Source organism: Aurantiacibacter xanthus, assembly GCF_003584015.1.
GTDB lineage: Bacteria > Pseudomonadota > Alphaproteobacteria > Sphingomonadales > Sphingomonadaceae > Alteraurantiacibacter > Alteraurantiacibacter xanthus.
Genome location: NZ_QXFM01000142.1, coordinates 38,054 through 62,026 on the forward strand (window position 1 = coordinate 38,054; position 23,973 = coordinate 62,026).

The window sequence follows — 23,973 nt, forward strand, 5'->3', positions numbered from 1 at the left end:
ACGAGGCAAGTCCATGCGTTATCTTCCGCTTACCCCGGCTGACCGGGGCGATATGCTGTCGGCTATCGGTGCCTCTTCGATCGAGGCGCTGTTTGCCGATGTGCCCTCAGCCGCGCTGCTCGACGGGCCGATTGAGAGCCTGCCGGGCCACGCCAGCGAAATGGCGGTGGAACGGCACATGGCGCGGCTCGCGGGCCAGAACACGGCTGCCGGGGAGGCTCCGTTCTTCCTCGGTGCCGGGGCCTATCGCCACCATGTGCCCGCCTCGGTCGATCATCTGATCCAGCGCGGCGAGTTCCTCACCGCCTATACGCCCTACCAGCCGGAAATCGCGCAGGGCACGCTGCAGATGCTGTTCGAGTTCCAGACGCAGGTCGCCCGGCTTTACGGCTGCGACATTGCCAATGCCTCGATGTACGACGGCTCGACCGCGGCCTGGGAGGCGGTGGCCATGGCGCGCCGCATCACCAAGCGTGGCAAGGCGCTGCTCTCGCCCGGTCTGCATCCGCACTATGCGGGCAATATCAAGACCATGGCAAAGTTCACCGGCGACCAGATCGTGTATGATGCGCCCAGCCTCAGCGCCGATGCGGGCGAGGATGCGCTGATCGCCCAGATCGACGGCGAAACGTCGTGCGTGATGGTGCAATATCCCGACATTCTGGGCCGCCTGCCCGATCTCGCCAAGATCGCCGAAGCGGCCCACGCACAAGGTGCGCTGCTGGTGGCGGTCGTCACCGAGCCGGTCGCGCTCGGCGCGATCCGCTCGCCGGGTGAGCTGGGGGCGGACATCGTCGTCGGTGAGGGCCAGTCGATTGGCGTCGGCCTGCAGTTCGGCGGGCCGTACCTCGGCCTGTTCGCCTGCCGCTCGGAGCACGTGCGGCATATGCCGGGCAGGCTCTGCGGCGAGACCGTCGATGCGAGCGGCAAGCGCGGCTTCGTGCTGACGTTGAGCACGCGCGAGCAGCATATCCGGCGCGAGAAGGCGACCAGCAACATCTGCACCAATTCGGGGCTCTGCGCGCTGGCCTTCTCGATCCATATGACCCTGCTCGGCGGCACGGGCCTCGCGGCGCTGGCGGCGGAAAACCACCGGCTGGCCTGCCTCGCGGCTGACAAGCTGGCCGAACTGCCGGGTGTTTCGGTGCTGAACGACAGCTTCTTCAACGAGTTCTGCCTCGTGCTGCCGACCGACGCGCGCGCTTTGGTGCGCGATCTTGCGCTTGACGGCGTGCTGGCGGGCGTTTCGCTCGGGCGGCTCTATCCGGGTGAGGAGGGGCTCGCCAACGGGCTGCTCGTCGCCGTCACCGAAACCACCAGCGAGGACGATATCGACGCCCTTGTCACCGCTATCCGGGAGAAACTTGCATGAACGCGAACCCCTCCGGCTGGCGTCCGTCCACCCCCGAGGCCGTCACTCTCGATGGCGAAGGCGCGCCCACCAGCACGGGCAACCGGGCGCTGATGCTCGAAGAAGGGCTGATTTTCGAAATCGGTTCACTCAACAATTGCGGCGTCGACCTGCCAACCCCTTCGGCAGAGACGTCCACCCGGCTGGGCGGGATGTCACGATCTACCCCTCCCGCCCTGCCGGGGTTAAGCGAACCCGAAATGGTGCGGCACTACACGCGCCTCTCGCGCCAGAACTATGCCATCGACCTTGGCCTGTTCCCGCTCGGCAGCTGCACGATGAAGCACAACCCGCGGCTTAACGAGAAGGTCGCGCGGATGGCCGGCTTTGCCGATCTGCACCCGCTCCAGCCGATGAACTCGATTCAGGGCGCGCTTGGCGTGATCGACGAGCTGGCGCACTGGCTGGTGACGCTCACCGGTATGCATTCGGTGGCGATGAGCCCCAAGGCCGGTGCCCATGGCGAACTGTGCGGGGTCCTGTGCATTCGCGCCGCGCTCGAAGCACGGGGCGATCCGCGCGAGGTGATGCTGGTGCCGAGCTCGGCGCATGGCACCAACCCCGCCACCGCCGCCTTCGCCGGCTACAAGGTCGAGGCGATCCCGGCGGGTGACGACGGGCGCATCGACTTCGCAGCACTCAAGGCGCGGCTCGGGCCGGACGTGGCGGGGCTGATGATCACCAACCCCAACACCTGCGGCCTGTTCGAGCGCGACATGATCGCGATCTGCGAGGCGGTCCACGCGGCGGGCGGCTATGTCTACTGCGACGGGGCGAACTTCAACGCCATCGTCGGGCGCGTGCGGCCGGGCGATCTCGGCATCGACGCCATGCACATCAACCTGCATAAAACCTTCTCCACCCCGCACGGCGGCGGCGGGCCGGGCTCGGGGCCGGTGGTGCTGTCGGAGGCGCTCGCGCCCTATGCGCCCTTGCCCTACGTCACCAAGGCGGCGGACGGCAGCTTCGAGCTGGTCGAGGAAGGCGACGAAGGCGCGGGCGAGAGCTTTGGCCGGATGGCGGCGTTTCACGGGCAGATGGGCATGTTCACCCGCGCGCTCGCCTATATCCTGTCGCACGGGGCCGATGGCCTGGCACAGGTGTCGGGCGACGCGGTGCTTAACGCCAACTATGTGCTGCGCGCATTGGAAGACGTGATGGAGGCGCCCTTTGCCCATGCCGGGCCGTGCATGCACGAGGCGCTGTTCTCCGACGAGGGCTTTGCCAAGGGCTTCTCGACGCTCGACGTGGCCAAGGCGCTGATCGACGAGGGTTTTCACCCGATGACGGTCTATTTCCCGCTGGTGGTCCACGGCGCGATGCTGATCGAGCCGACCGAATGCGAGAGCAAGGCCGCGCTCGACGAGTTCATCGGCGCGCTGCGCGGGATTGTCGAGCGGGCCAGGGCGGGGGACGAAGCGCTGCACCTTGCCCCCTTGTACGCGCCGCGCGCGAGGCTCGACGAGACGGCGGCGGCGCGCAAGCCGAAGCTGGTGTGGTCGGACTAGGCGGGGCGGAGTAGGTCCGACGCCTAGGCAGACATATCAGGGTCGTCGCCCCGTGCTTGAGACGGGGCTTGGCTCCCTTCGGGAACGAACGGAAAGGAAGAAAGCCTGACCCCGGATCAAGTCCGGGGTGACGAGGGTGGGCATAACTGCAGCTTACTTCCCAAGCCCGGTCATGCGTGGGGCTGGCGGCCATCCCCTCATCGTCACCCCGTGCTTGACACGGGGCTTGGCTACTTCTGCTCAGGCTCGGGTGCGAACCATTGCTCCCAAAGATCGTCCCATTCGGGATTGTCGGCCTCGATCAAGGCGAACTTCCATTCGCGCCGCCATTTCTTGACCAGCTTCTAGCGGATGATGGCGCCTTCGATGGTCTCGTGGCGTTCGACATGGACAAGCCGCCTCTTTGCGAAATCAGCGACATGGCGCGAACCCTTACCCTCGCGATGCTGACAAACGCGGGCGAGCGCATCTGCGGTCACGCCGACATACATCCCGCCGCGATAGCGGTTGGCCATGATGTAGACCCAGCCACCTTTCCCCATGCGCCGGGTATCGCGCCAAATCGGAAGAAAGAAAAGCCAAGCCCCGTGTCAAGCACGGGGCGACGATGCTATGTGCTGTGGCATGGCTGCTTTCGCGGGATTGCGAGGAAAACCGATTGACCGCTAACGCCTCCATTGCGGTCATTGGGAACATTTTGCAAGTTGGGGAGATGAAGGGTCCATTTCAGAGCATCCGTGTCGCTATCGACAAGGAATGGATTAGGGTTGGCTGGGCAGGTATGCCCACGCTGCGCCATCATCTGATCGCCTTTGCGCCTGCCGCCATCTTGCTTCTGCCAGCGATGATTTTGGAACAATGGTCGTATGCGCTGGGTGTACCAACGCTTGTAGTTGGTTTTCTTGCTTACGCGGTCATAATCATTTGGATACATATTCGTCGGATGAATGGTGTGGGAGCGTTCTCCACTTCTCGTTCGGAACGCGTTGCCCGACGCAGCAATCGCAGGCGCGCTCAGCAGCGGCTTGATGAAAATAAGTCTCGAAGCGAAGACGGCAGCTAACCACCCCAGTCCCGGTCATTCGATCGCAGGACCAACTTCCCGATAGCGGACGATCGTTCACGTGCGAGTATATCCACCGGACCTAGAAAGCGGCGGGGCCGGAAACTGGCCGCTTTCCTACACGCGCCAAGCGCAGGCATAAGAGCGAAGGCCCTGCGCCTGCGCTCTTTCCCATCGTCGATTTCCTGCGGCTTTGCGGTGCTTTTTTGACCCGGAGCTTTTTCTCTCCAGGACACTGTCACACCTGTCACACCTTAGGGTGTGACAGGGTCAGGCAATGACCCCGAACAGGTCGTGCGCGTCGGCGTCCTCGACCTCGACGCTTACGAAGTCGCCCGGTTGCAGGTCCGCGGGGACGTTGCGCAGGAACACCGCGCCGTCGATCTCGGGTGCATCGGCCTGCGAGCGGCCTGTTGCGCCGACATCGCCGTCCTCGTCGGGCTCGCCCACCTCGTCGATGATGACGGGGATCACCTTGCCGACCTTCGCCGCCAGCTTGGCGGCGCTGATCCGCTCGGTCACTTCCATGATCCGGGCGTAGCGCTCCTCCTTCACCTCCTCGGGCACCGGATCGGGCAGGGCATTGGCCTGCGCCCCCGCGACCGGTTCGAACCGGAACGCGCCGACGCGGTCGAGCTGGGCCTCTTCGAGCCAGTCGAGCAGGTACTGGAAGTCCTCCTCGGTCTCGCCGGGGAAGCCGACCACGAAGGAAGAGCGTACCGCGATCTGGGGGCAGGTGGCGCGCCAGCTCTTCAGCCGTTCGAGCACCTTGGCCTCGTTGGCCGGCCGCTTCATCGCCTTGAGCACCTTGGGCGCGGCGTGCTGGAACGGGATATCGAGATAGGGCGTGAGCAGCCCTTCGGCCATCAGCGGGATCACCGCGTCGACGTGCGGGTAGGGGTAGACGTAGTGCAGCCGGGTCCACGGCGTCGCGCCGTCGGGCGTGCGCAGCTGGCCCAGTTCGCGGGCGAGGTCGGTCATATGCGCGCGGACCGGGTGGCCCTTCCACATGCGCTCCTCGTGGCGGGTGTCCACGCCATAGGCCGAGGTATCCTGACTGATCACCAGCAGCTCGCGTGTGCCCGCCGCGACCAGCTTCTCCGCCTCGCGCAGCACGGCGTCGATGCGGCGGCTGGCGAGTTTTCCGCGCAGCTGCGGGATGATGCAGAAGGCACAGGAGTGGTTGCAGCCCTCCGAAATCTTCAGATAGCTGTAGTGGCGCGGGGTCAGCTTGATGTCGGGTTGGGGAATGAGGTCCACAAAGGGCCCCTGCGTCGGCGGGGCGGCTTCGTGGACCGCTTCGACCACATCCTCGTACTGATGCGCGCCGGTGATCGCCAGCACCTCGGGGAAGCGCGCGCGGATTGCGTCCGCCTCGTCGCCCATGCAGCCGGTTACGATCACGCGGCCGTTCTCGGCGATCGCCTCACCGATCGCTTCGAGGCTTTCCTCTTTCGCGCTGTCGAGGAAGCCGCAGGTGTTGACCAGCACCACGTCGGCCCCGGCATAGTCGGGGCTCATGGCATAGCCATCGGCGCGGAGCCGGGTGAGAATGCGCTCGGAATCGACCAGCGCCTTGGGGCAGCCGAGCGAGACCATGCCGATGCGCTTGGGATCTGGAATTTGGGTAGCCATTATCGCAGCGCCCCTACACCCGATGGCCGCGATGCGCTAGATGGGCGCTGCTTGTGAGAAAAGGAGCCGAGCGATGGGCAATATCAACCTGCTGGCGGTGCTGGTCGGAACCGCGGTGTTCTGGCTGTTGGGCGCGGTCTGGTACGGGCCGCTGTTCGGCAGGGCGTGGCGCAGGATGAACGGCATCAACGGGCGGATGGTGAAGGATGCCACCCGCACGACCAACCCGATGTGGCTTATCATGCTGCTGAGCTTCGCCTTCGAGATGGTGGTGGTGCTGATGCTCGGCCACCTGATTGCGCGGACCAATCCGGCGCCGCACGTGATCATGATGATGGCCACCGGCCTCGCCGTGGCGGTGATGACCCCGGCGCTGGGGATCAACTATCTCTACCAGATGCGCCCCGGAAAGCTGTTCGCCATCGATGCGGGCTATTTTGTGGTCGGCATGGCGCTGGTCGGGGGCGCGTTTATCCTGCTGGGCTGAGCGGATGTGGGGTTAGAGGACGCGGCTCAGCCCTCGCTCTCGGTTGGCGCGCAGGGGAGAATTTCGACCACGATGTCGCCTGCCTGCAGCGCATCGGTTTCCGGCTCCCAGAACCCGCAGGCGCGGCCATTGCGATAGATCCGCATTCCGCGTCCGCCGGTCGCCAGCGTGCTCAGCGGCTTGCCGATCTCATCGGGCCGCACCGGCCGTTCAACCAGCTGCACCCGGCCCGTCACCGAGGCGAGGTCGGCCAGATATTCGGCGATATGCGCCCCGCGCGCGCTGCCCGCCAGCAGCAGCCCGGTAAAGCGCACTGGGTTGATCACGTTATCGGCGCCCGCCTGCCGCGCCAGCAGCTCGTTGTCGGCAGCGCGCACCACCACGCTGATCGGCACGTTGGGGGCCAGATGGCGCGCGGTCAGCACGATCAGGATCGAGGCATCGTCACGCCCCGCCGAGACGAGCACGGTTTGCGCCTGGTCGATCCGCACCGCGCGCAGATTGTCGTCGCGCGTGGCATCGGCCTCGATCACGTTGCAGCCCATCGTTTCGGCGTGGCTGAGCCGTTCGGACGAGGTGTCCATCACCACGATGCAGGCCGGGTCGGTCCCGCGCTCGATCAGCTCCTCGACCGCTTCCTTGCCGGATACGCCGAACCCCAGCACCACGACGTGGTTCGACAACTGTTCCTGAATGCGGGCCATGCGGAACTTCTCCCAAGATCGCTTGATGAGGAAATTGTAGGCGGTGCCCACGAAGATAAACAGCACGGCAAAGCGCACCGGGGTCACGATCACCGCCTCGACCAGCCGGGCGCGGTCGGAGATGGGGGCGATATCGCCGAACCCCGTGGTGGTGATCGAGATCATGGTGAAATAGACCACGTCGAGAAAGCTGACGTGGCCATCGGCATTGTCGATCAGGCCGTCGCGGTCCCACCAGTGGATCATCACCACCAGCATGATCAGCGCCAGCGCAACCGAAAGCCGGATGCCGAGATCGCCCCAGACCGGTATCTGCACCGCGCGGCGCAGCGGGGAATAGCGGCGTTTGTGGTCGGTGACGCGCTTGGGAGGATGGTCTTCGGACATGCCTGATCCTCCCTTCATGTCATCCGCCGAACTGCTCCGCAAGGCGGCCGATGGCGGCGTGGTCGGTGAGGTCCAGCTGAAGCGGCGTCACCGCCACGAACTTTTCCGCCACCGCTTCCAGATCGGTGCCGCGATCGAGCGTGTGCTCCATCTCTTCGAGCCCGAACCAGTAGTAGTTGCGCCCGCGCGGATCGGTGCCCTCGACGACGCTGCCGCGGGCATAGTCGTGAAAGCCCTGCCGCACCACACGGATACCGCGCACCGCATCGGGCGCGCAGGCGGGGAAGTTCACGTTGACGAGCGTGCGCTTGGCCATGGGTGTGGCCATCAGCGGCTTCAGCACCTTCGGGCCCCATTCCTCGGCCACGGCGAAGCTGCGGCCCATGTCGCGAAAGGCCTGACTGAGCGCGATGGCCGGAATGCCCGCCAGCGCGGCCTCCATCGCCGCCGAGACGGTGCCCGAATAGGTGATGTCGTCGGCGAGGTTCTCGCCCGAGTTGATGCCGGACAGCACGAGGTCGGGCATCTGCTCGGCAAACAGCTTGCGCAGCGCGAGGTTCACTGAATCACTTGGCGTGCCGGTGACTGAGTAGCGCCTGTCGCCGTGTTCACGCAGCCGCACCGGGCTGTGCAGGGTGAGCGAATGGCCCGCGCCCGACTGCTCCTCCGCCGGGGCGCAGACCCACACGTCGTCGCTCAGCGTGCGGGCGATCTGTTCGAGCAGGGCGAGGCCGGGAGCGTGGATGCCGTCGTCGTTGGTGAGGAGGATGCGCAAAATGTGTCTTTCCTTGATCAGCAACTATGTCCGCTCATCCTGAGCTTGTCGAAGGATTGTTCTTTTGTTTTATCCTGATGCGAGCGCCAGAAGAAAAGCGGTCGTTGGCCCTTGGCCAGCTTCGCTACTGACAAGCTCAGGACGAGCGGGGGTGGTTTGCTCAGGCAGGGCTGAGCCGTTCGATCCCGCCCATATAGGGCGCGAGGGCCGCAGGCACGATAATCGAGCCATCCTCCTGCTGATAGTTCTCCATCACCGCCACCAGCGTCCGGCCCACGGCGAGGCCCGAGCCGTTGAGCGTGTGACAGAAGGCAGTCTTCTTGCCGCCCGCCTCGGGGCGATAGCGCGCGTTCATGCGGCGCGCCTGAAACTCGCCGCACCAGCTGACCGAGCTGATTTCGCGGTAGGCGTCCTGCCCCGGCAGCCACACTTCGAGGTCGAAGGTTTTGCGCGCGCCAAAGCCCATGTCGCCGGTGCACAGCAGCATCTTGCGATAGGGGAGTTCGAGCGCCTCAAGCACGGCCTCGGCGCTGGCGACCATATGCGCGTGTTCGACCGCCGCATCTTCCTCGCGGCAGATCGAGACCAGCTCGACCTTTTCGAACTGGTGCTGGCGGATGAAGCCGCGTGTGTCCTTGCCCGCCGCGCCCGCTTCGGAGCGGAAGCACGGGGTCAGCGCGGTGAGGCGCAGCGGCGCGGAGAGGTCGTCGATGATCTGCTCGCGCACCGAATTGGTGAGGCTGACTTCGGCGGTGGGGATGAGCCAGCGGCGTCGTTCGATGTCTTCGTCAAAGCGTGCAAACATCTGAGAAATCAGCTTCTCGGTTAGTTCTTCTGACGATGGTAGCGTCGAACTCGCATTACCAAAACCCATTGCATCGAACTGAGCGAGGGCTTTTGTTCTGACGTCGTTTTCGATCTTCTCGCGATCAAAGCTCAGACTGGTCTCGAATAGGTCCGCTTTGAACTTCGGAAGTTGGCCCGTGCCGAAAACCGCATCGTCGCGCACCAGCAAGGGGGGGTTGCACTCGGTATAGCCGCGCTCGCCGCTCTGGAAATCGAGCATGAACTGGGCGAGTGCCCGGTGCAGCCGCGCCATCGGGCCCCGCAGGAAAGTGAAGCGCGCGCCGCTCATGGCCGAGGCGGTGTCGAACTCCATGCCCAGCGCCGGGCCGAGGTCGGCATGCTCGACCGGGGTAAAGGCGAACTCGCGCGGGGTGCCCCAGCGGCTGACTTCGACATTGTCCGCCTCGTCGGCACCTTCGGGTACGTCGTCGGCGGGCAGGTTGGGCAGGCTGGCAAGCGCTGCCTCCAGCTCCGCGCCGAGCTGACGGTCGCGCTCTTCCAGCTCGGGCATGGTCTGCTTGAGTTCGGCGACCTCGGCCTTGAGCGCTTCGGCCTTGTCCTTGTCGCCCTGCGCCATGGCCTGACCGATGGCCTTCGAGGCCTCGTTGCGGCGGCTCTGCGCCTGCTGCAGCCGGGTCGAATTGTCGCGCCGTTCGCTATCGAGGGCGAGCAGCCGCTGCGCAGCGGGTTCAGCCCCGCGACGGGCGAGGGCGGCATCGAAATCTGCGGGATTTTCGCGGATGAATCTGAGGTCGTGCATGGGCTCGGCCTATGCCCCGACGGGGCGCGCCTTGTCCAGCGGAGCTTGGGCCAAATCGGGTGCGATGGAAATGGTGGGCACGGCAAGGATTGAACTTGCGACCCCACCCGTGTGAAGGGGGAAATTCCGGACTTTGGCGGACTGGAGTGGACCAATAAGTCACGGAAAATAGGTACTTTCTGTCGATGCGCGTCTATTGAAATCCACCGAAGTTTTCCGTACGTTTTCCGTACGAAACGGATAAGGCGGCTGATATGGACCTCAGCAAAGTTGGCGAGCGACAGAAACTCAAAGCGCGAAGGGAACCGTATTGGCAGCGGCTTAGCCCTGGCCGCTTTCTCGGCTATCGGCCATCTCAGCGCGAAGGGTTGGGCACTTGGGTCGCTCGCATCTACGATGACGACGCTCGCAAGTATCACCTAAAAGCGTTGGGAGATTTCGTGGCGCTCCTGGCGCGGGATCGGTTCGCAGCCGCCAAGGGCGAGGTTGAGAAGCTGGCCGAGATCATCGCCACCGGTGGTGAAATCCATCGCGAGGTTGAAACCGTGGCCGATGCCTGCCGAGCTTATGAGGCAAAGGGGAATGACAAGGCTACACTCCAACGATTGGTGTTCAGCGATCCAATTGGAGATGTGAAACTCGATAAGCTGCGGCGCCACCATTTGCGAGAATGGCGCTCGCGGCTGACAGGCAAGCCGTCGACGATCAATCGGGCCATGGTTCCTCTCCGCGCGGCGTTGGGCGCGGTAAAGGAGGCGGGACGACCGGGAACCGACGCCGCGTGGCAAGAGGCGCTGAAACCGGCCCCTAAAAAGGAAGTGAAACCCGAGGAACACAAGCGGACCTATCTAACCAAGGAAAAACGCAAGGCGCTCGCCGAGCTGACCCCACTGGTTAAGGCGCTTACGATTCTGCCCATCCGTCCGGGTGCTTTGGCAGCCTTGCGAGTCAGGGATTTCGACAAGCGCAGCGGCGCTCTTACAATCCCCACGGACAAGGCAGGCGCTGGCAGGAGGATACCTCTTTCAGGTCCGCAGCGGCATTTCATCGCCGCACAATGCAAGGGCAAGACGCCTGCCGCGTGGATGTTCGTCCAGCCGGACGGGAAGCGGTGGGAGCGACACGACTGGGCTGTGCTGCTCCGCCAGCATGGTGTGTCGGCATATGACGTTCGCCACGCGGTGCTGACCGATTTGGTTGATCACGGGGTGCCGCCGAATACTGTCGCGAAGTTGGCGGGTACAAGCGTCTTGATGTTGCAAGAACACTATTACCAGCTCACCGATCAGGCGGCGACCGATGCGCTCGCAAGGTTGGCGCTGTGACCGAGGCATCGCATTTCGCGTAGTTCGACGCAGAGTGGAAACTGATCGTGGCAAAGCGCGCGACGCCGGGTTTTTTGCCCATTAAGCAGTTCAGCCGGGCGCACTATTTTATTTTGTGGTGTCGGGGCGAAGCGCCTCATGAGATGAAAGTCGGGGCATTTTTTGCGGGATCGCTCCGAAGGCAGAGGCCACAGGTTCGAATCCTGTCGGGTGCACCAGTTTTTCAATGACTTAGTGGGCGCGGCCTTCATTTTGTCAAATATTCGTCAAATATTGTTCTGCGGATGGCTACGGTCGCGCACGCACAGAGCGGTGCCAGATTCGCGTCGGCATGACGCTGGGCATTCAAGTATTGTTCTGAAGCGGCTCTTTCCGGTCCTGCCTCATGGAAGTCGAGTGGGGAACGGATGGTTCGCGCCCTCATCTCGGTCATTACGGCCAAGCCGGCGGATGCCCGGAAGCAGCCGTTGCTTTTGGACGATTTGGCTGGCGGGTTTGGGACATTACTGCCGTTTGTATGCGACATGTTGAAGGGCAGCTCTTGCCAAAATGCGACTTTCGAGGATGTCGGCTGTCGAGAACAAGCTCATTGGGTTTCTTGGATGGCGCTCGGATAACTCCTCTATGAAACCACAACGGCGGTTTCATTAACGTCGGCTGGGTCACTTCCAGTCTGATAATCGGGAAACGATGCGCCGAAATCTGCTAATTCTGGCGCGCAACAAGCAACGGTCAACCAACTGCTAAGTTCGTTCCTTTTTAGGCGTGTCAGTCCGGCGTATATAAGGGCCAGACTTTGCACGTGAGCGGCGCTGGTTACCCGACAATGGCTTTTCGGAGTTCGTTCATGGTCTCCTTCAGAGACGATGATGTGGATGCCGACACTGCGTGTCTGGCTTCTTCTAGTACCGCCAGAACGCGCTGCCAGCCTGCGGCCGTGCTGGTGGCCGCGCGTCGTATTGCCGGAACGGTCAAGCGGGGCGTCACAAGCTGGGCCGGGTTGTCGCATCGATCCAACCAAGCGTCTGTTACCATGGCCGAGAATGGCTGCGCGGTAAACTCTGTCAGCTTTTCCTGGTGGAGATAGCGCGCGGCAACGGCATGGCATATCAGTTGCTGATCCGGGTTTATCGGGCGTTGGACGGGTGCCATCAGCGCTGCGAGCAGATGGTCATTCCAGCTTGCGTTACCGCCCATGACGCGGCGTGACGCGTCCTCGGATCCGTTGATCAACCGGCCAAGGTCGTCGACCATTGCGAGAACGTCGCCCATTTCTGCCCGACTGACGGCGTCGCGCCATATTTCGACTGGAATGGCGCTAGCCCTTCCTGCCGCAATCATGGCAACAACACGCGCGAGAAGACGGTATTTGACGAGCTCCTGCCAGCGCGGTTCCAGTGCGATCGGGGCTGACGAGAGAATCTGGCCAGCCGTGTCGCGACCGGCTTTCCTCTCGGCAACGGCAAAGGCAAGAGCGCGAACCTCGCGGATCGCGTCATCGGCGCCGTCCGCGATATCAAGCGTGCGGACGGCGAGCCTCGTCAGGAGATCGCCCTGCGTGCTCTGTGCAAGGAGATCAGGCGAGGCGCGAAGCCTCGGCGACAAGCGCTCGGCGATCAGCGGGTATTCGGGGAGCTGGACGTCGAGTTCGGCCATGACCAGAACCACTATGTCGAGCGGGGCCGGCTGCTGATCGCCCCACTGCAATTCTTCAAGACTGCTCGTCGAGCCAAAAAGGGTCTCGAGCGGCATCTGGGGATCCCCGAGCAGACCCTTCAACCCAAGGGAGAAACCGATGGATTTGATCGCCTGGGACCCGACCTGTCGGACTGAGCGCAGCGGCTCGGGCGGTGTCTCTTGGCCGTCGTCCACGAGAAGACCAATTGCCTCGCCCAATTGGTTGACGGCTTCCCTCGTCCTAGACGACAGCTGCAACGCGATCGCGAGATCGAACCGAAATCCGACGTGCCGCACGAGTGGCTCGTCTTCTGCGAGGTTAGCGACAGCCTCAGTCAGGCGGCGGGTGGCAAGCGGCCAATCGTTGACCTTGCTGGCCGCCATGGCTGCTTCGCGCAGCGCGTCAGTCTTCCAAGAGAGGCCCAACGGAAAGACCGGAAGCGCTTCCTCATAGAGAGGTATCGCCTCTGCAGCCTGCCCCCTTCGCCACAATACTTTCGCCTTGGCTGTCAGCACGCGCGCGGGTCGAGCATCATCGGTGATCATCGCATCGGCCAGCGCAAGAGCTGTGTCCGGCTGCTGCAGGTTTTCGTCGATCACGCGTATCAGCAACGGCGCGGCGGCTACACCGAGCTGCGGGATCGTCAGTTCGCCGGCGAGTGCTATCGCGCGCTTCAGTTCGCGTTCGAGATCTGACCAACGTGGGTCGGGACGCGACGCTTCGCCCAGCCATATTCGATCAAGTGCGAGAGCAGCCGCCTCGCCGTTGGCGGCATAGCCGCCGAGTGCGGTGGTGCGGTCTTCCTCGTCCAGCCCTTCCACCAAGTCCAGCAGCCTGGCGAAGTCTTCGACGTCGGAGACTGCTGGAACCAGCGTCATTGGAACGAAGGCCGACAGGTCCGGGAAATGCCTGTCTTCTGGATCAACCCCCTCTGGGAGAACAGCCTTGCGGAGGACCTCTGCCGTTCGGGCACCTGCCTTCACAAAGCGGATCGAGAGACGCAGGCGCTCTTCAAGCGAAATGTTCCCTGGTCGCTGCAGGACCTGCCAAAGAAAGACCACCTCGAACAGACCCGGGCCCAGGACGGCGGCCTCGCCTGCGGCGTCAAATTCGTCGAGGGCTTGCGTCACGATGTTGGAGGCGCGGTCGTGGTCGCCCAGTTCGATGGCGATCCGAACTTGCAGGGTGCGGAACGCCGCTGTGTCGAGAGGGTCGCGGAAAGGCAATGCTGTTCCGTCGAGCCCCATGTAGGTCAGCATCGAGGAGGTCTGGGCAACCTGCTCCCACACCTCGGGCGACGCCTGCAGGAGGCCGGGCAAGATCGGGATCAGCGGGGCGGCACTGCCGCCCAGCATCGCATGTGTCGCGATCTCGAAAATGTCAGTGGCGAGCAACGTGCCGCCCCTCAAAAAGGAGTGCGCGATTCCCCGGTGCATGCCGGTGGCCCACTCCTGTCCCCGCGTGTCGATGCCGAGATTGCGCAGCAACGGCGAGGCGCGAAGGTTGTCGCTCTCTACGCGCTCGAGCCAGGGCCCGACCAGCCGGTCGATGACATCGCCAGGTTCAAGGATGGGTGGCCGGATCTGCGCGACCGCCATCAGCCTGTCGCGCGACGCTTGGCCGAGAAGCAGGCTGGTTCGGGCAAGGAGCTCGCGATCCTCTTCCTGCCGCGCGGCCACCAGACGACGCGCCTCGGATCTGACATCAAGGATGCCCGCCGGCACCACCAGCAGCTCTGCGAGGTCGGGCTTTGGAAAGCCTTCATCGGTTAGGGCCGAGACTCGGGCGTCGACGAGCTGGGGGTGACCGCTCGTGGAAGCGTGGATGAGCTTGGCCCAGCTCTCGGCATAAGGAGCTGGACAGCCACGGGCGGCAAGGTAGCCGTCAATATCCTCGACCTCGAAGGCAGTCGCTGCGAATGTGCGAGCCGGGTCCAGCGCGATCTGGGTTGCAAGGCGGGTCGGCAATCGGTCGGAGTAGGTCACCAGCAGCGTGCCAGCGAACCTGTCCTGAACGCTCCGCAGTCGGCCGAGCGCGCCTTCAAGGGCGCGGGCGTCACCTCCGGCGGGTAGGTCGTCCAGTACGACGTCATAGACGCTGGCTGTCTCGGTGATCCGGACGGCCACGGCATCGATGCGTGAGGCCGCGGTAGCTGGCGGTATATCCCGCAGATCCAACCATGCACACCTGTCAGGGCTTGCGATTACCGCGAGCGCCAAGGCGGTCTTGCCCATGCCGGTTCCGCCATGGATGAGGACCGTTCCCACCGCGAGCCCTTCACGGATCGCCCCCTCAAGCGCCGGACGCGGATGCCTTCCGGCGATCGCTCTCGGTGGTGGAGAGAAAGGCTCAGGAGCGACCGCTATGGCAGTGGTGCCGGTCTGATCACCGGTGACGACGCCAAGAAGCGCCAGCAGTTGGCTGTTCGGAATGGCGGTCGTGCCCGCCTGGTCGAATATCCTGTGTAGATCGCCGCGCCTCAGCACGCGGCTGCCCTTGGTGGTCGCGATGCGCCAAGCTTCAGTGTGCAAGGCATCGAGCGCCTTGACCGCATCGGCGGAACCGACATCGCGTTTCTCGCCCAGTTCCACGAGCTTGGCGACGATCGTGTCATAGAGGTCGGTCGATGTGGGCCAGCCGGCGACCCACTCCATTGGCAGGACGATGCGGGCGATGAAATCTTCCGTTGAGGCGCTGCCAAGCCACAGCCTGAACGGCTCACTGAGCGTGTCATTGTCCTTGAGAAAGGCCTGTATGCCCGCCGCCATCTCGACCGACACGGTGTCGTCTGGAGCTATCCGGATGCGCTGCCACGCTTCGAGTCCTGGAAGGCCAAACCCGAAAGGTCGCTTCTTTTCGCGGCCTATTCCCGATGTGGTGAGAAACCTGAAATGGATCGAGACGCCAGTATTTCGTCCAAGATGATCCCAGAAATTGCCAATTGCCTCGAGGACGCTTTCGGACCGCAAGGTGACGTTGCCAGAGCCCGAGGTGTCCTTCACCTGCTCGACCGTGACAGTGCCGGTTTCCTCGATGCGATCGAGATCCTCGGCGCCTTCTAGCACAAGGATCGCGCCGTCTGGAAGGTCAATCCATGCCTCGATGCTGCGCAGTATCTGGAAGGAATAACCGCGCAGCGAGTCGACGGCCTCACGCTCGGCGGAACCTTTGAGTGGAGCAGGAACAGATGCAGTCATCAATGGCAACTCAGGCGAGAGTGACGAGCGAAGTCGTTTGAGCAGGCGTCGGTGTCAACAACCGCCTGCGTTATTTCGCTGCGACAGAAAATCCAACATTGCCGTGGATGGCACCCGAATTTATTCTTGCCCCATGAAGCCACTCCAACAGCTCGGCCTCGACGACCCCTGCGCATGCGGGAACGGCAAGCGGTACCGCGACTGTCACCAGCGCATCGTCGATGCGCCCGAAGGTGAAATGCTTGCGATCGCAGAAGCTGCCCTAGGTTCAGGCATTCGCCGGCCACGACAACTGCGCCGCTACCGGATGACGGAGATTGGGGCGTCTTCTACCTTCCGTCTTTAGCATCAGAAACTGGGAGAGCCGACATCTCCCAAACCAAATATCAATTCAGGAACTGCCTTCTTGAGGGTCGCCGGAGACCAAAGCGGTCAACTTGCAAGCGGTGATGGGTTCTTCCTAGCCCATAAGCATACAATGGTGCCGTGGCGGCCTGCCACCGCTCGCTGTGACGAAGAGTTATCCAGGCGAGCTTTTTGGATCCTTTGATCGAGGAAAGGTCCGCTCTTCCTGATATTGCCCGTTTTCCTTACGTATCCGAACAGATCCACCACTTGGCCCCAAGGCGTTGCCCAAGACGCCACCAGCAATTGCGTCGCTCTTGCGATCGAACAGCTTCTTCGCTCTGCCGCCGCCTTCGGGCTCAAGTGCCCACTTACCATCATCGCGCTTGTTTAGATCGTATTTCGGCATCTTGGCCATTGTCAGGCTCCCCCTGTCGATTACTATTCCCGTTCCAAGTATTTCATAGATTTGGACACCTGTCGACATTCCAGTCTGGTACAGATCGCGTGCGACTTTATGATTGAGTCACAGCCACCGGTTCCACTGTGACGCTTTCGAAGAAAAGTGGTACGCGTGCGTGCCGCCGCTATGCGCTGACAAGGCAGCCATTTGAAATGTTAAATTGCTGCCCCGAAACCTGCTGTTCGTGCAGGGAGGCACGCAGTTCCCCATCACGAACACGGGCACCGACACCAGCACCAAATCGCTCGTTAGATAGCTTGGCCAATCTGAGGTTGCGTCGGCAATCATAACATTCCTCGGGCGATTAATTGCCGTTGCGGCTGGAGCTCCAAAATGAAGGGCCCAGGGGGTGGTCTGGTAAGGTTCGCCTCGAATATTGACGCGACGGTAGCCAAATTGGCGATCGACTGAACTGAAGGACAAAACGCCGCGTCAGTCGATGAGGCAAGATTAGGAGAACACATCACATGTTCGAAAATTTCTTTGCACAACCCACTTGGCCCGCAGCGGTCACGACCTTGGCGGCAGCTATCCTGACCGTCATGCTGACCGCGGTGGTGAACGCCCGTAACATCCGCTTTACCCAAGCCTTTCAACGACACGGCGCCGCAATGGCTGAGCAAGCAGCGGCCACCGCCTCCACGTTGGCGGATCTCAAGACGATTGAGCTCGAAAACGCGGCGGCCACGAAGTATGCCGATATCGTCGAGCGGCGTGCGGCACGATTGCATGAAGATTTTGCAGACTTGCTTTCCATCGTCGAGTGGATGCTGCAAACGCCTCCGATCGACACTGACGAGGACCGTCGGCAACTTGTGCGGCTCAGCAACGCAATTAGTTTGGCCATCTCACCGCGGGGAGCCTTCGCTGAGGAACTAAACATCCAGCTCGGCCATCTCCGGGAAGCTGCCGCGCAAGGCGCGTCCTATCTCGTGGCGCGGCCGGATTTTTTAACGTCCTTTCAGTTCAATGCTTGGAGGATCGTCGACGCCGAATATGATCGCGCAGCGGAATCCGTCTCATCCGGCAGGACCGTGCCGCGCTCGCGACTCAAGCCGTTCCGCCATGGGCGGTGAACTTGTCGCCCAGCGAGTCAATGGCGGGCGCTCCAGAGACGCCAACGCGTGATTGTTGCGGCCTGTTGCCGCCGTGCTGGCGGAATTCTCGCCGCTTGGCGAGACCGTCGGGACCGCGCCATAGCTGGTGGCTTATATGATGTTTGATCATCGAGGTGGAGGACAGCTTTGGGCGCACTGGCGTCGGTCTGCTCGATGAAGTGCGAGTGGCTGGGTTCGTCAAAAGCTAACGGCTTGTTTTGGTCGCCGACCGCGGACGAATGTGACATTCGCGGTCTCAAATCCGCTCCCTGAACCCTGCCATTCATTCATCTGCGTAATGATTTGCCCAATGGCTGGAAACGGCACGCTCACTGTTTGACGCCCGATTTTGCCCGCGCTGCTATCACTATCTCGCTTTTCAGGTTCTCGATGGCTTTATCGACCTTCAGCGATGCGCGCCGGAACGGCGTGCCCATTTCGCTCACCTCCGCCTGTCGCTCCCAAAGCGCTCGGATTGCCGCCGTCACCTTGTTGAACTCTGCCCTTGCATCCCACACGCCCTGGAGCGCAGGCCTGACACTAGGGAAGTAGATTTCGACGATCATAGTCATTGTCTCTGCGCCACCATATTTCGATGATGCGGACCCGAACTCATTCTGTTTGTCCAGCATGTCGTTGTAATCGTAGCGCCCCTCGAGCAGCGGGAAATATGTGACCATCTGCCCGCCAAACCGTCTCCCGTATTCATCAGCGGCGAGGTAAAGGGCCTCAGCCTTTTCACGAAGAAAAACAAACTGGTTTTGGTTTCGCGTCAGTCGATGAGTGACATACCCAGCCACCACGCCGCTACCCAATATCGTCGCCAGTCCAAGAATTGCTGTTATGGTAGTATCAGCCATCTTCCCTCCCGTCGTCGCTGTCAAATAGCAGAACTTCGGCAATGAGGCACCGTGATACGACCGCTACGCTGCGGCGAGGCAGCTGAGCAGCATTAAGGAGAAGTTGGCAAGCGACCTATCGCCAACACAGCGGTCGTTCATTGCGGGCGCATCGTTCGTCGATAGATGCCGTTCATTTATCCGACCGCTACAGGCAGCAACTGGCCATTTGCGGAACGTCCGCTCTCATCTTTGGAGTTCCGAAAGTCTACGTTCCGGACGCCGAGAACAAGCCTATCAGACGAAAGTCCCCACTTGAAACGGAGTAGCCCCACAACCGTGAGTGACGCACCAACATAACATCTGATGGGAGTGGACGACTATGCGTCAAGGGACAATCAGCGCCGAAGGATGAGAGATCCCGCCGTGTTATAACCACGCACCCAATTCCGATCGGTCCAGTATGTCCCTTCGAGACGAAGCTCGTCCGCGTCGTCGATGATGGTCAACCGGGCCGCTCCGTAGAAGCGATCGACGTCGCTGTTGTCGGGGTCGCCGACGAACGCATCATAAACGTAATGAACGATGTCGCGGTCTGTGTGCGAGCAGCGCATGATGCTGAACGCCGTAGAGTCCGATCGCATATAATCAGGCTTCGGCAAGAGACTGACAGCATGAATCCGTACCTTGAACAGGCGCGCCTCGATAACGAATTTCGCAACGATCTCCTGCCCCTCCGCCGGGGCTTCGAGACCGAACGCCTTTGCGATAACGGGATAATTGGAACGGAATGTACCCCGCCATTCGCCATCGATCGGCGGAAAAACGGATCTGACCATCCCAAGTTTACAAATTTTGGGAAAGATGGCGGTTTGACCGACGACCACGACAAAGGCTGTCGCAATAGAAACCGAACTCGAAGCGATACGCCAGAGCTGGGTCAATTCATCGATGGGCCATAAGAAAAACTGAGCAAGCGCGATAAGCGCGGCAAGCGTTGCAACCACTCCGGCGACTTTCAGCGGGCCGACTAGCTGATACATTCGTTCGCCCCTTGTTCCTATTGCCCGTCGTTGCTACATTACGTTCACGCGAAAAAAAAGGGCCAGGATCATGGGGGTAAACGCGCACAGGGCATTCGAAAATAGCGGCTCCGAAAGTTATCGCAAAAATCTCAACCCCGATCCTGAGCATATCGAGGAATTGCGCGATGCGAGCAATAAGATCAGGGCCACTTTGACCTCGGCTTTCGCAAGTTGGGAGAGACGGATCGACGCCGGTATCCTGTTTGAGGATGTGGCGGTAGCATCCTTTGCCGAGGGCTTCGCCAAGCCGAGACTTTCCCCGAAGTTCCGCGGACAGGGCAGCTATGTCTATCACACGCTGAACCGGCCGACGCATAATCCGCCGCAGGAAATGGATTTCGACGACGGCATGTTCCTGCCGTCGTCCTTCGTCACCCTCAACGGCCACGCGCATCCGATCGTTGCGAGCGAAGGCTATTTTCGATTGGTCGAGGAAGCGCTCGCCCCGCTCTGTCGCAGCGAAGGATGGACGCTGAACCCTGAACGTCCTCGCCCCTCCTGCGTTAGGGTATCACTTAACAACAAGCGTTCGCACATCGATATCGCCCTCTATGCAATTCCGGACGATGAGTTCGAGGTTCTTGTGGAGAAGGCCGCCCGATCGGCGCACAGCTCGTTCGGCGATTCCGCCCAGGCCAGCGCAATCCTGCTTGACGAGATCTACAAGACAATCACGCTCGACCGGATCATGCTGGCCCACCGCGACGAAGGATGGAAAATTTCCGATCCGCGCAAACTCGAAGACTGGTTCCTCGCGGCCGTCAAAAAGCACGGCGAGCAGGTCCGCCGCCTGTCGCGCTATCTCAAGGGATGGCGCGATCATCGGTGGGAGAAATGCCGCCTTAGCTCGATCGCGCTCATGGCCTGCGTCGTTCGCTACTTCGAGGAGGCGGGAGCCTCCGTGCCGGCCCGCGACGACGCCAGCCTTGCCGAACTCACGCGCAAATTGCCACAGTATCTACGTGGAGAAATCCGCAATCCCGTCGTGCAAGGACGTCTCGACGAAGGGTGGGACGACGGCAACGCACCGCTGCGCCCCGGGTTCGTGCAGTGTGCCGAAGAGCTCCGTGACGATGTCGCCGCTGCGCTTGCTGCGACCGACAGGACCAATGCCAAAAACCGGCTCTGCCGCATTTTCGGGATGCATTTTCCTGACGATCCGGCATTGATCGAGATCGACGGCGGAAGTTCCGCCGCAATCCTTTCGTCGGGGGTCCTCGGCTCGCTCGGAGCTGCAAGCGATGCCCAGTCTGCGGTCAAGATCGGCGGCGATGAGCGCTTCGGATAGGTCTGCCAGGCTCACTTCACGACGATTTGAGGGCGCAAGCAGCGCAGTAGAGCAATTCCTTACGGAGTCTCTCGGCGTCGATGCCATATCGGCGGTCGCCGACGACATCATCGAAACCTATCGTGACTTCGGCCATCCCTTCGTCAAAGGGTGGGAATTTTCCTGTGATTTCGACGGCGCTGTGGTTGGTCTGCGCGTCCTCCTCGGCGAGGATTTCCCGTTCGGCCCACCCCGCATCGGTATCGCCGAACCCCATGAAGTCAGGGGTGCGCATATCGAGCGCGCATCCTTGCTTTGCTTGCCGCCGGGGCAAATCGTGGCTTGGGATCGACCGGCCGATGCGCTCGGCGAACTTCTGGCACAGGCCGAAGTCGTGGTTGCGGGCGCTCTCGCCGGCGATGGCGGTGCTGACGAGACGCGCCGCGAGATCATCGCCTATTGGGCGCGCGACCGGACGCATGGCATCGCCCGGGGATTCCTCGATCCCGCGGGCGGGTCGCGACGGATTTTCCGGTTCGACGATGGCAAGCGTATTCAGCTTTTCGACAATCGCGGCAGCGCCAAAGATTATATCAAGAAGAGCGGCGGCAGACTCAAGCCGACCCAATTCGGCAAGGCCGCCTTTCTGGTGCGGCTCGCGCTCCCTCCGCGCGTTACCGAACTTCCCAAGGACGTAGGAGACCTGGCGCGACTGCTGCTCGACCAAGGGGGTACCGACCTCGATGAGCTTGCCCGGCTCTTGGCCAAGGAGAAGGCGACCATCGTTCTCGCCTTCGCCGACGAGAATGGTCACGGCTTCATCGGGGTCGAGGTTCCCAAACTCAGCTATCAGCGAGATGCGCCGCTTCAGCTCGCTTTCATAACCGCACGCGATAAGGCGCAGCCGGTCGCACGCCTCCGCATTGTCCGCGGAGATCCGGACTGGATTTTCGGACGCGATGGCAATCCCGATGTCGCGGCGCTCCAGACCAAAAGCGTGGTCATGATAGGCGCGGGCTCACTCGGCTCCTATATCGCGCAGCAACTCGCCTCATCGGGGGTTGGCACCATCAGGATTCTCGATCCGGAAATCCTGGTGTTTGAGAATATATCGCGCCATATCCTCGGGACCGAGGCGGTCGGCACCTTCAAGGCCGAAGCGCTGGCGCTCCGCCTGCAGCGCCAGTTTCGCACGTCGGACATCAAGGGCCAAGCGGTCAGGTGGCAGGAATGGATCGCGCGGAACAAAGATGCATTGAATGACGCCGATCTTGTCATCACGACGATTGGCGACTGGGCACAGGAAGTGCATCTTGCAGACTATCTGCAGAATAATCCCGGCGATGTCGCGGCGATGTTCGCGTGGCTCGAGCCCCATGCGATCGCCGCGCACGCCATCATGCTGCGCGGACCGCAGCCCTGTTTTTGCTGCGGCTTCGATACCCAAGCCGAACTGAACCGACGGATGTCCGACTGGCCACGGCCTACGCGCCGCGAAATTCCGCTCTGCGGGGGTCATTTCCAGCCTTATGGCGCGACAGCACTCTGCGGGCATGCCGCCGCGATCGCGGAAACCGCGATCAAGTTTCTGCTGGAACGAGTCGAGGCGCCAGCGCATCTCTTGCGCAGCGCAGGCGATCCGGCTGCCTTCGGCGGAAGCTGGCGTGACTGGTGGACGGAGGCCAGTGGAGGACGGGATACGGATCACCGCCAAATGCTCCTTCCATGGCCGCAGAAGGACGGGTGCCCGATGTGTGCAGCCCCGCCATGCTGACCTATGAGATTGGGACATCAGGTCAGAGCCTGCGCTTTACCGATGCGGTGCTTGACCATTTCGACGCCTACCGTCAGCTGTTACCAGGTAGCCGCGAGGCTGGTGGTCATCTGTTTGCGCGCGTCGAAGACAACCTCGTCGAGATTGTTCATGCCTCGGGTCCCGAGCCCAAGGATCTGCGCAGCAGACTTCTATTCGCATTCCGCAAAAAGGCCGCGCAGCGCATCATCGACGCGCGTTTTGCGAAGGGCGAACATTATGTCGGTGACTGGCATACCCATCCAGAAGATATCCCCAGCCCCTCCGGCATCGATCAGACTACGATGGCTAGCCGCTTCAAACGCTCAGACCACGGGCTGCGAAGTATGATCTTCTGCATCGTCGGCCGCAGCCCCTTCCCTGAAGGCCTTGCTGTTCTCGTTCATAACGGTGTGTTAGGGGTGCGCTTGACGTCTGCTTCTGGGTGACGCCGTCCTTCCTTCAAACGTCGGAGTCCGGGCGCGAAGCCGACGCGCGGATCGCCACCGTGAGCGTCCGCTATCCCGATTGCGTTCCTGAAAGGAGACTTTTCGGCTCGTCCAACATTGGCGACATCCGATCGTCAGTCTGGGGATCGCTCTCTCGGCAAAACAGGCGCTCCAAACCAACCCGATCATCGCTGTCAGTGTCACACTCGGCCAGACCTTACATGACTCTCTCGACCAAAGCGCTTCCGCCGAACCGTTTGAACTCGATCACGGAGACCATATGGTCGCGCAGCGCCTCAGAGAGCATTGCAATCGCGGCTGTGATGACGGTGCGAACATGGCGCGATCGCGCGCTTATTTCGCATCTGCCTGACGCCCACGCTCGATCAGCTTTCGGAGGCTGTCTGTCGGGACAAGCGTCATCGCTCCGATTTTGACGATCTCGACCTCGCCAGCGGCGATCAATTCGTAGAATTTGGATCGGCCTATACCGGTCATCCGACAGGCATCCTTGATGCGAACGCTGATGGCATCGGGTACGGGATTGTTGCTCATTGCGGGGCTCCTTTGACTGGCTGTGTTTACCCCCTCGACTATCGGTATACTGGAGCCTCCAGCACAGTCACCTGACGGGCCCTGATCGCCCCGTCCTTTCCCGTCCGCCCGCTGTGGCTGTCTCGCGCCTGTAAATGTGCGGCATGCTTGCTGCGGATTGAAGCTCTGGCGCGGCCGTGAAGGTGCTCCCCCTTTTCTCCGCGCAAGAGCACTATCGAAGCGACGAGATTGTCGCGCCAAGTTATGCCCGGGGCGACAGCAGACAAAGAGTGTAGGAGGCGCAGACGCACGGCATGTTGCAGACC

At 62.0% G+C, this 23,973-nt stretch carries 20 protein-coding genes; 10 read left to right on the forward strand and 10 right to left on the reverse strand.

The genetic code is table 11. The annotated features are described in order from the left end of the window. Positions 1-13 precede the first annotated feature (13 nt). Positions 14-1,372 (forward strand): aminomethyl-transferring glycine dehydrogenase subunit GcvPA, encoded by a 1,359-nt coding sequence (gene gcvPA / locus D2V17_RS19325; protein WP_119594778.1) that lies wholly within the window; start codon positions 14-16, stop codon positions 1,370-1,372. Next, a complete protein-coding gene (gcvPB, locus tag D2V17_RS19330) occupies positions 1,369-2,919 on the forward strand; it encodes an aminomethyl-transferring glycine dehydrogenase subunit GcvPB (protein WP_119594779.1) in 1,551 nt (516 codons plus the stop codon). The genes gcvPA and gcvPB overlap by 4 nt, the downstream gene beginning before the upstream one ends. Before the next feature lie 344 nt (positions 2,920-3,263). Here the strand turns inward: gcvPB and D2V17_RS21980 are convergent, their stop codons facing one another. Then, positions 3,264-3,461, reverse strand: a complete 198-nt coding sequence (locus D2V17_RS21980) for a GIY-YIG nuclease family protein (protein ID WP_342767860.1) — start codon at positions 3,459-3,461, stop codon at positions 3,264-3,266. A gap of 116 nt (positions 3,462-3,577) precedes the next feature. On the opposite strand from D2V17_RS21980, the gene D2V17_RS19340 reads away from it, so the two are divergent. Next, positions 3,578-3,982 carry a hypothetical protein gene (locus D2V17_RS19340; RefSeq protein ID WP_119594780.1) on the forward strand — a complete coding sequence of 135 codons (405 nt, stop codon included), beginning with the start codon at positions 3,578-3,580 and terminating at the stop codon, positions 3,980-3,982. A gap of 270 nt (positions 3,983-4,252) precedes the next feature. Here D2V17_RS19340 and rimO read toward each other — a convergent pair whose 3' ends face one another. Then, positions 4,253-5,617: a 30S ribosomal protein S12 methylthiotransferase RimO gene (gene rimO / locus D2V17_RS19345; RefSeq protein WP_119594781.1), complete on the reverse strand. Its 1,365-nt coding sequence runs from the start codon at positions 5,615-5,617 to the stop codon at positions 4,253-4,255. Positions 5,618-5,690: 73 nt separating this feature from the next. Here rimO and D2V17_RS19350 point away from each other — a divergent pair, with 73 nt between their 5' ends. Beyond that, positions 5,691-6,104: a DUF1761 domain-containing protein gene (locus D2V17_RS19350; RefSeq protein ID WP_119594782.1), complete on the forward strand. Its 414-nt coding sequence runs from the start codon at positions 5,691-5,693 to the stop codon at positions 6,102-6,104. Positions 6,105-6,130: 26 nt separating this feature from the next. On the opposite strand, the gene D2V17_RS19355 is transcribed toward D2V17_RS19350, so the two are convergent. From D2V17_RS19355 to serS, 3 genes are all read right to left on the reverse strand, one after another. Further along, on the reverse strand, positions 6,131-7,195 hold the full coding sequence (locus tag D2V17_RS19355) for a potassium channel family protein (RefSeq protein ID WP_119594783.1): 1,065 nt from the start codon (positions 7,193-7,195) through the stop codon (positions 6,131-6,133). Between the two features lie 19 nt (positions 7,196-7,214). After that, a complete protein-coding gene (gene surE, locus D2V17_RS19360) occupies positions 7,215-7,970 on the reverse strand; it encodes a 5'/3'-nucleotidase SurE (protein WP_119594784.1) in 756 nt (251 codons plus the stop codon). Between the two features lie 160 nt (positions 7,971-8,130). After that, complete coding sequence (gene serS, locus D2V17_RS19365; protein ID WP_119594785.1) at positions 8,131-9,576, reverse strand: serine--tRNA ligase; 1,446 nt, start codon at positions 9,574-9,576, stop codon at positions 8,131-8,133. Positions 9,577-9,830: 254 nt separating this feature from the next. On the opposite strand from serS, the gene D2V17_RS19370 reads away from it, so the two are divergent. Then, positions 9,831-10,901, forward strand: a complete 1,071-nt coding sequence (locus tag D2V17_RS19370) for a tyrosine-type recombinase/integrase (RefSeq protein ID WP_119594786.1) — start codon at positions 9,831-9,833, stop codon at positions 10,899-10,901. A gap of 816 nt (positions 10,902-11,717) precedes the next feature. On the opposite strand, the gene D2V17_RS19385 is transcribed toward D2V17_RS19370, so the two are convergent. Then, the gene (locus D2V17_RS19385; protein WP_119594788.1) at positions 11,718-15,776 is read right to left on the reverse strand and encodes a tetratricopeptide repeat protein; all 4,059 of its coding nucleotides are present in this window, start codon (positions 15,774-15,776) and stop codon (positions 11,718-11,720) included. Between the two features lie 133 nt (positions 15,777-15,909). Between D2V17_RS19385 and D2V17_RS21615 the strand changes: the two genes are divergently transcribed. Further along, entirely contained in the window at positions 15,910-16,122 is a 213-nt protein-coding gene (locus D2V17_RS21615; protein ID WP_147367481.1) for a hypothetical protein, read from the forward strand. Between the two features lie 174 nt (positions 16,123-16,296). Here D2V17_RS21615 and D2V17_RS19390 read toward each other — a convergent pair whose 3' ends face one another. Then, on the reverse strand, positions 16,297-16,539 hold the full coding sequence (locus D2V17_RS19390; protein WP_119594815.1) for a DUF2188 domain-containing protein: 243 nt from the start codon (positions 16,537-16,539) through the stop codon (positions 16,297-16,299). 512 nt (positions 16,540-17,051) lie between these two features. Between D2V17_RS19390 and D2V17_RS19395 the strand changes: the two genes are divergently transcribed. Next, positions 17,052-17,660, forward strand: a complete 609-nt coding sequence (locus D2V17_RS19395; protein ID WP_119594789.1) for a hypothetical protein — start codon at positions 17,052-17,054, stop codon at positions 17,658-17,660. A 350-nt stretch (positions 17,661-18,010) separates the two neighbouring features. On the opposite strand, the gene D2V17_RS19400 is transcribed toward D2V17_RS19395, so the two are convergent. Continuing rightward, positions 18,011-18,541, reverse strand: coding sequence for a hypothetical protein (locus D2V17_RS19400; RefSeq protein ID WP_119594790.1), 531 nt, complete (start codon positions 18,539-18,541; stop codon positions 18,011-18,013). Between the two features lie 377 nt (positions 18,542-18,918). After that, positions 18,919-19,563, reverse strand: a complete 645-nt coding sequence (locus tag D2V17_RS19405; RefSeq protein WP_119594791.1) for a hypothetical protein — start codon at positions 19,561-19,563, stop codon at positions 18,919-18,921. Positions 19,564-19,633: 70 nt separating this feature from the next. On the opposite strand from D2V17_RS19405, the gene D2V17_RS19410 reads away from it, so the two are divergent. The 3 genes from D2V17_RS19410 to D2V17_RS19420 are packed head-to-tail and all read left to right on the forward strand — an operon-like array spanning position 19,634 to position 23,113. Continuing rightward, entirely contained in the window at positions 19,634-20,893 is a 1,260-nt protein-coding gene (locus tag D2V17_RS19410; RefSeq protein WP_119594793.1) for a CBASS cGAMP synthase, read from the forward strand. Further along, positions 20,877-22,646, forward strand: a complete 1,770-nt coding sequence (locus tag D2V17_RS19415; RefSeq protein WP_191229309.1) for a ThiF family adenylyltransferase — start codon at positions 20,877-20,879, stop codon at positions 22,644-22,646. The genes D2V17_RS19410 and D2V17_RS19415 overlap by 17 nt, the downstream gene beginning before the upstream one ends. Next, positions 22,640-23,113 carry a Mov34/MPN/PAD-1 family protein gene (locus tag D2V17_RS19420; RefSeq protein ID WP_191229310.1) on the forward strand — a complete coding sequence of 158 codons (474 nt, stop codon included), beginning with the start codon at positions 22,640-22,642 and terminating at the stop codon, positions 23,111-23,113. Before D2V17_RS19415 ends, D2V17_RS19420 begins: the two co-directional genes overlap by 7 nt. Positions 23,114-23,467: 354 nt before the next feature. On the opposite strand, the gene D2V17_RS19425 is transcribed toward D2V17_RS19420, so the two are convergent. After that, positions 23,468-23,668, reverse strand: a complete 201-nt coding sequence (locus D2V17_RS19425; RefSeq protein ID WP_119594798.1) for a helix-turn-helix domain-containing protein — start codon at positions 23,666-23,668, stop codon at positions 23,468-23,470. Positions 23,669-23,973: the final 305 nt, after the last annotated feature.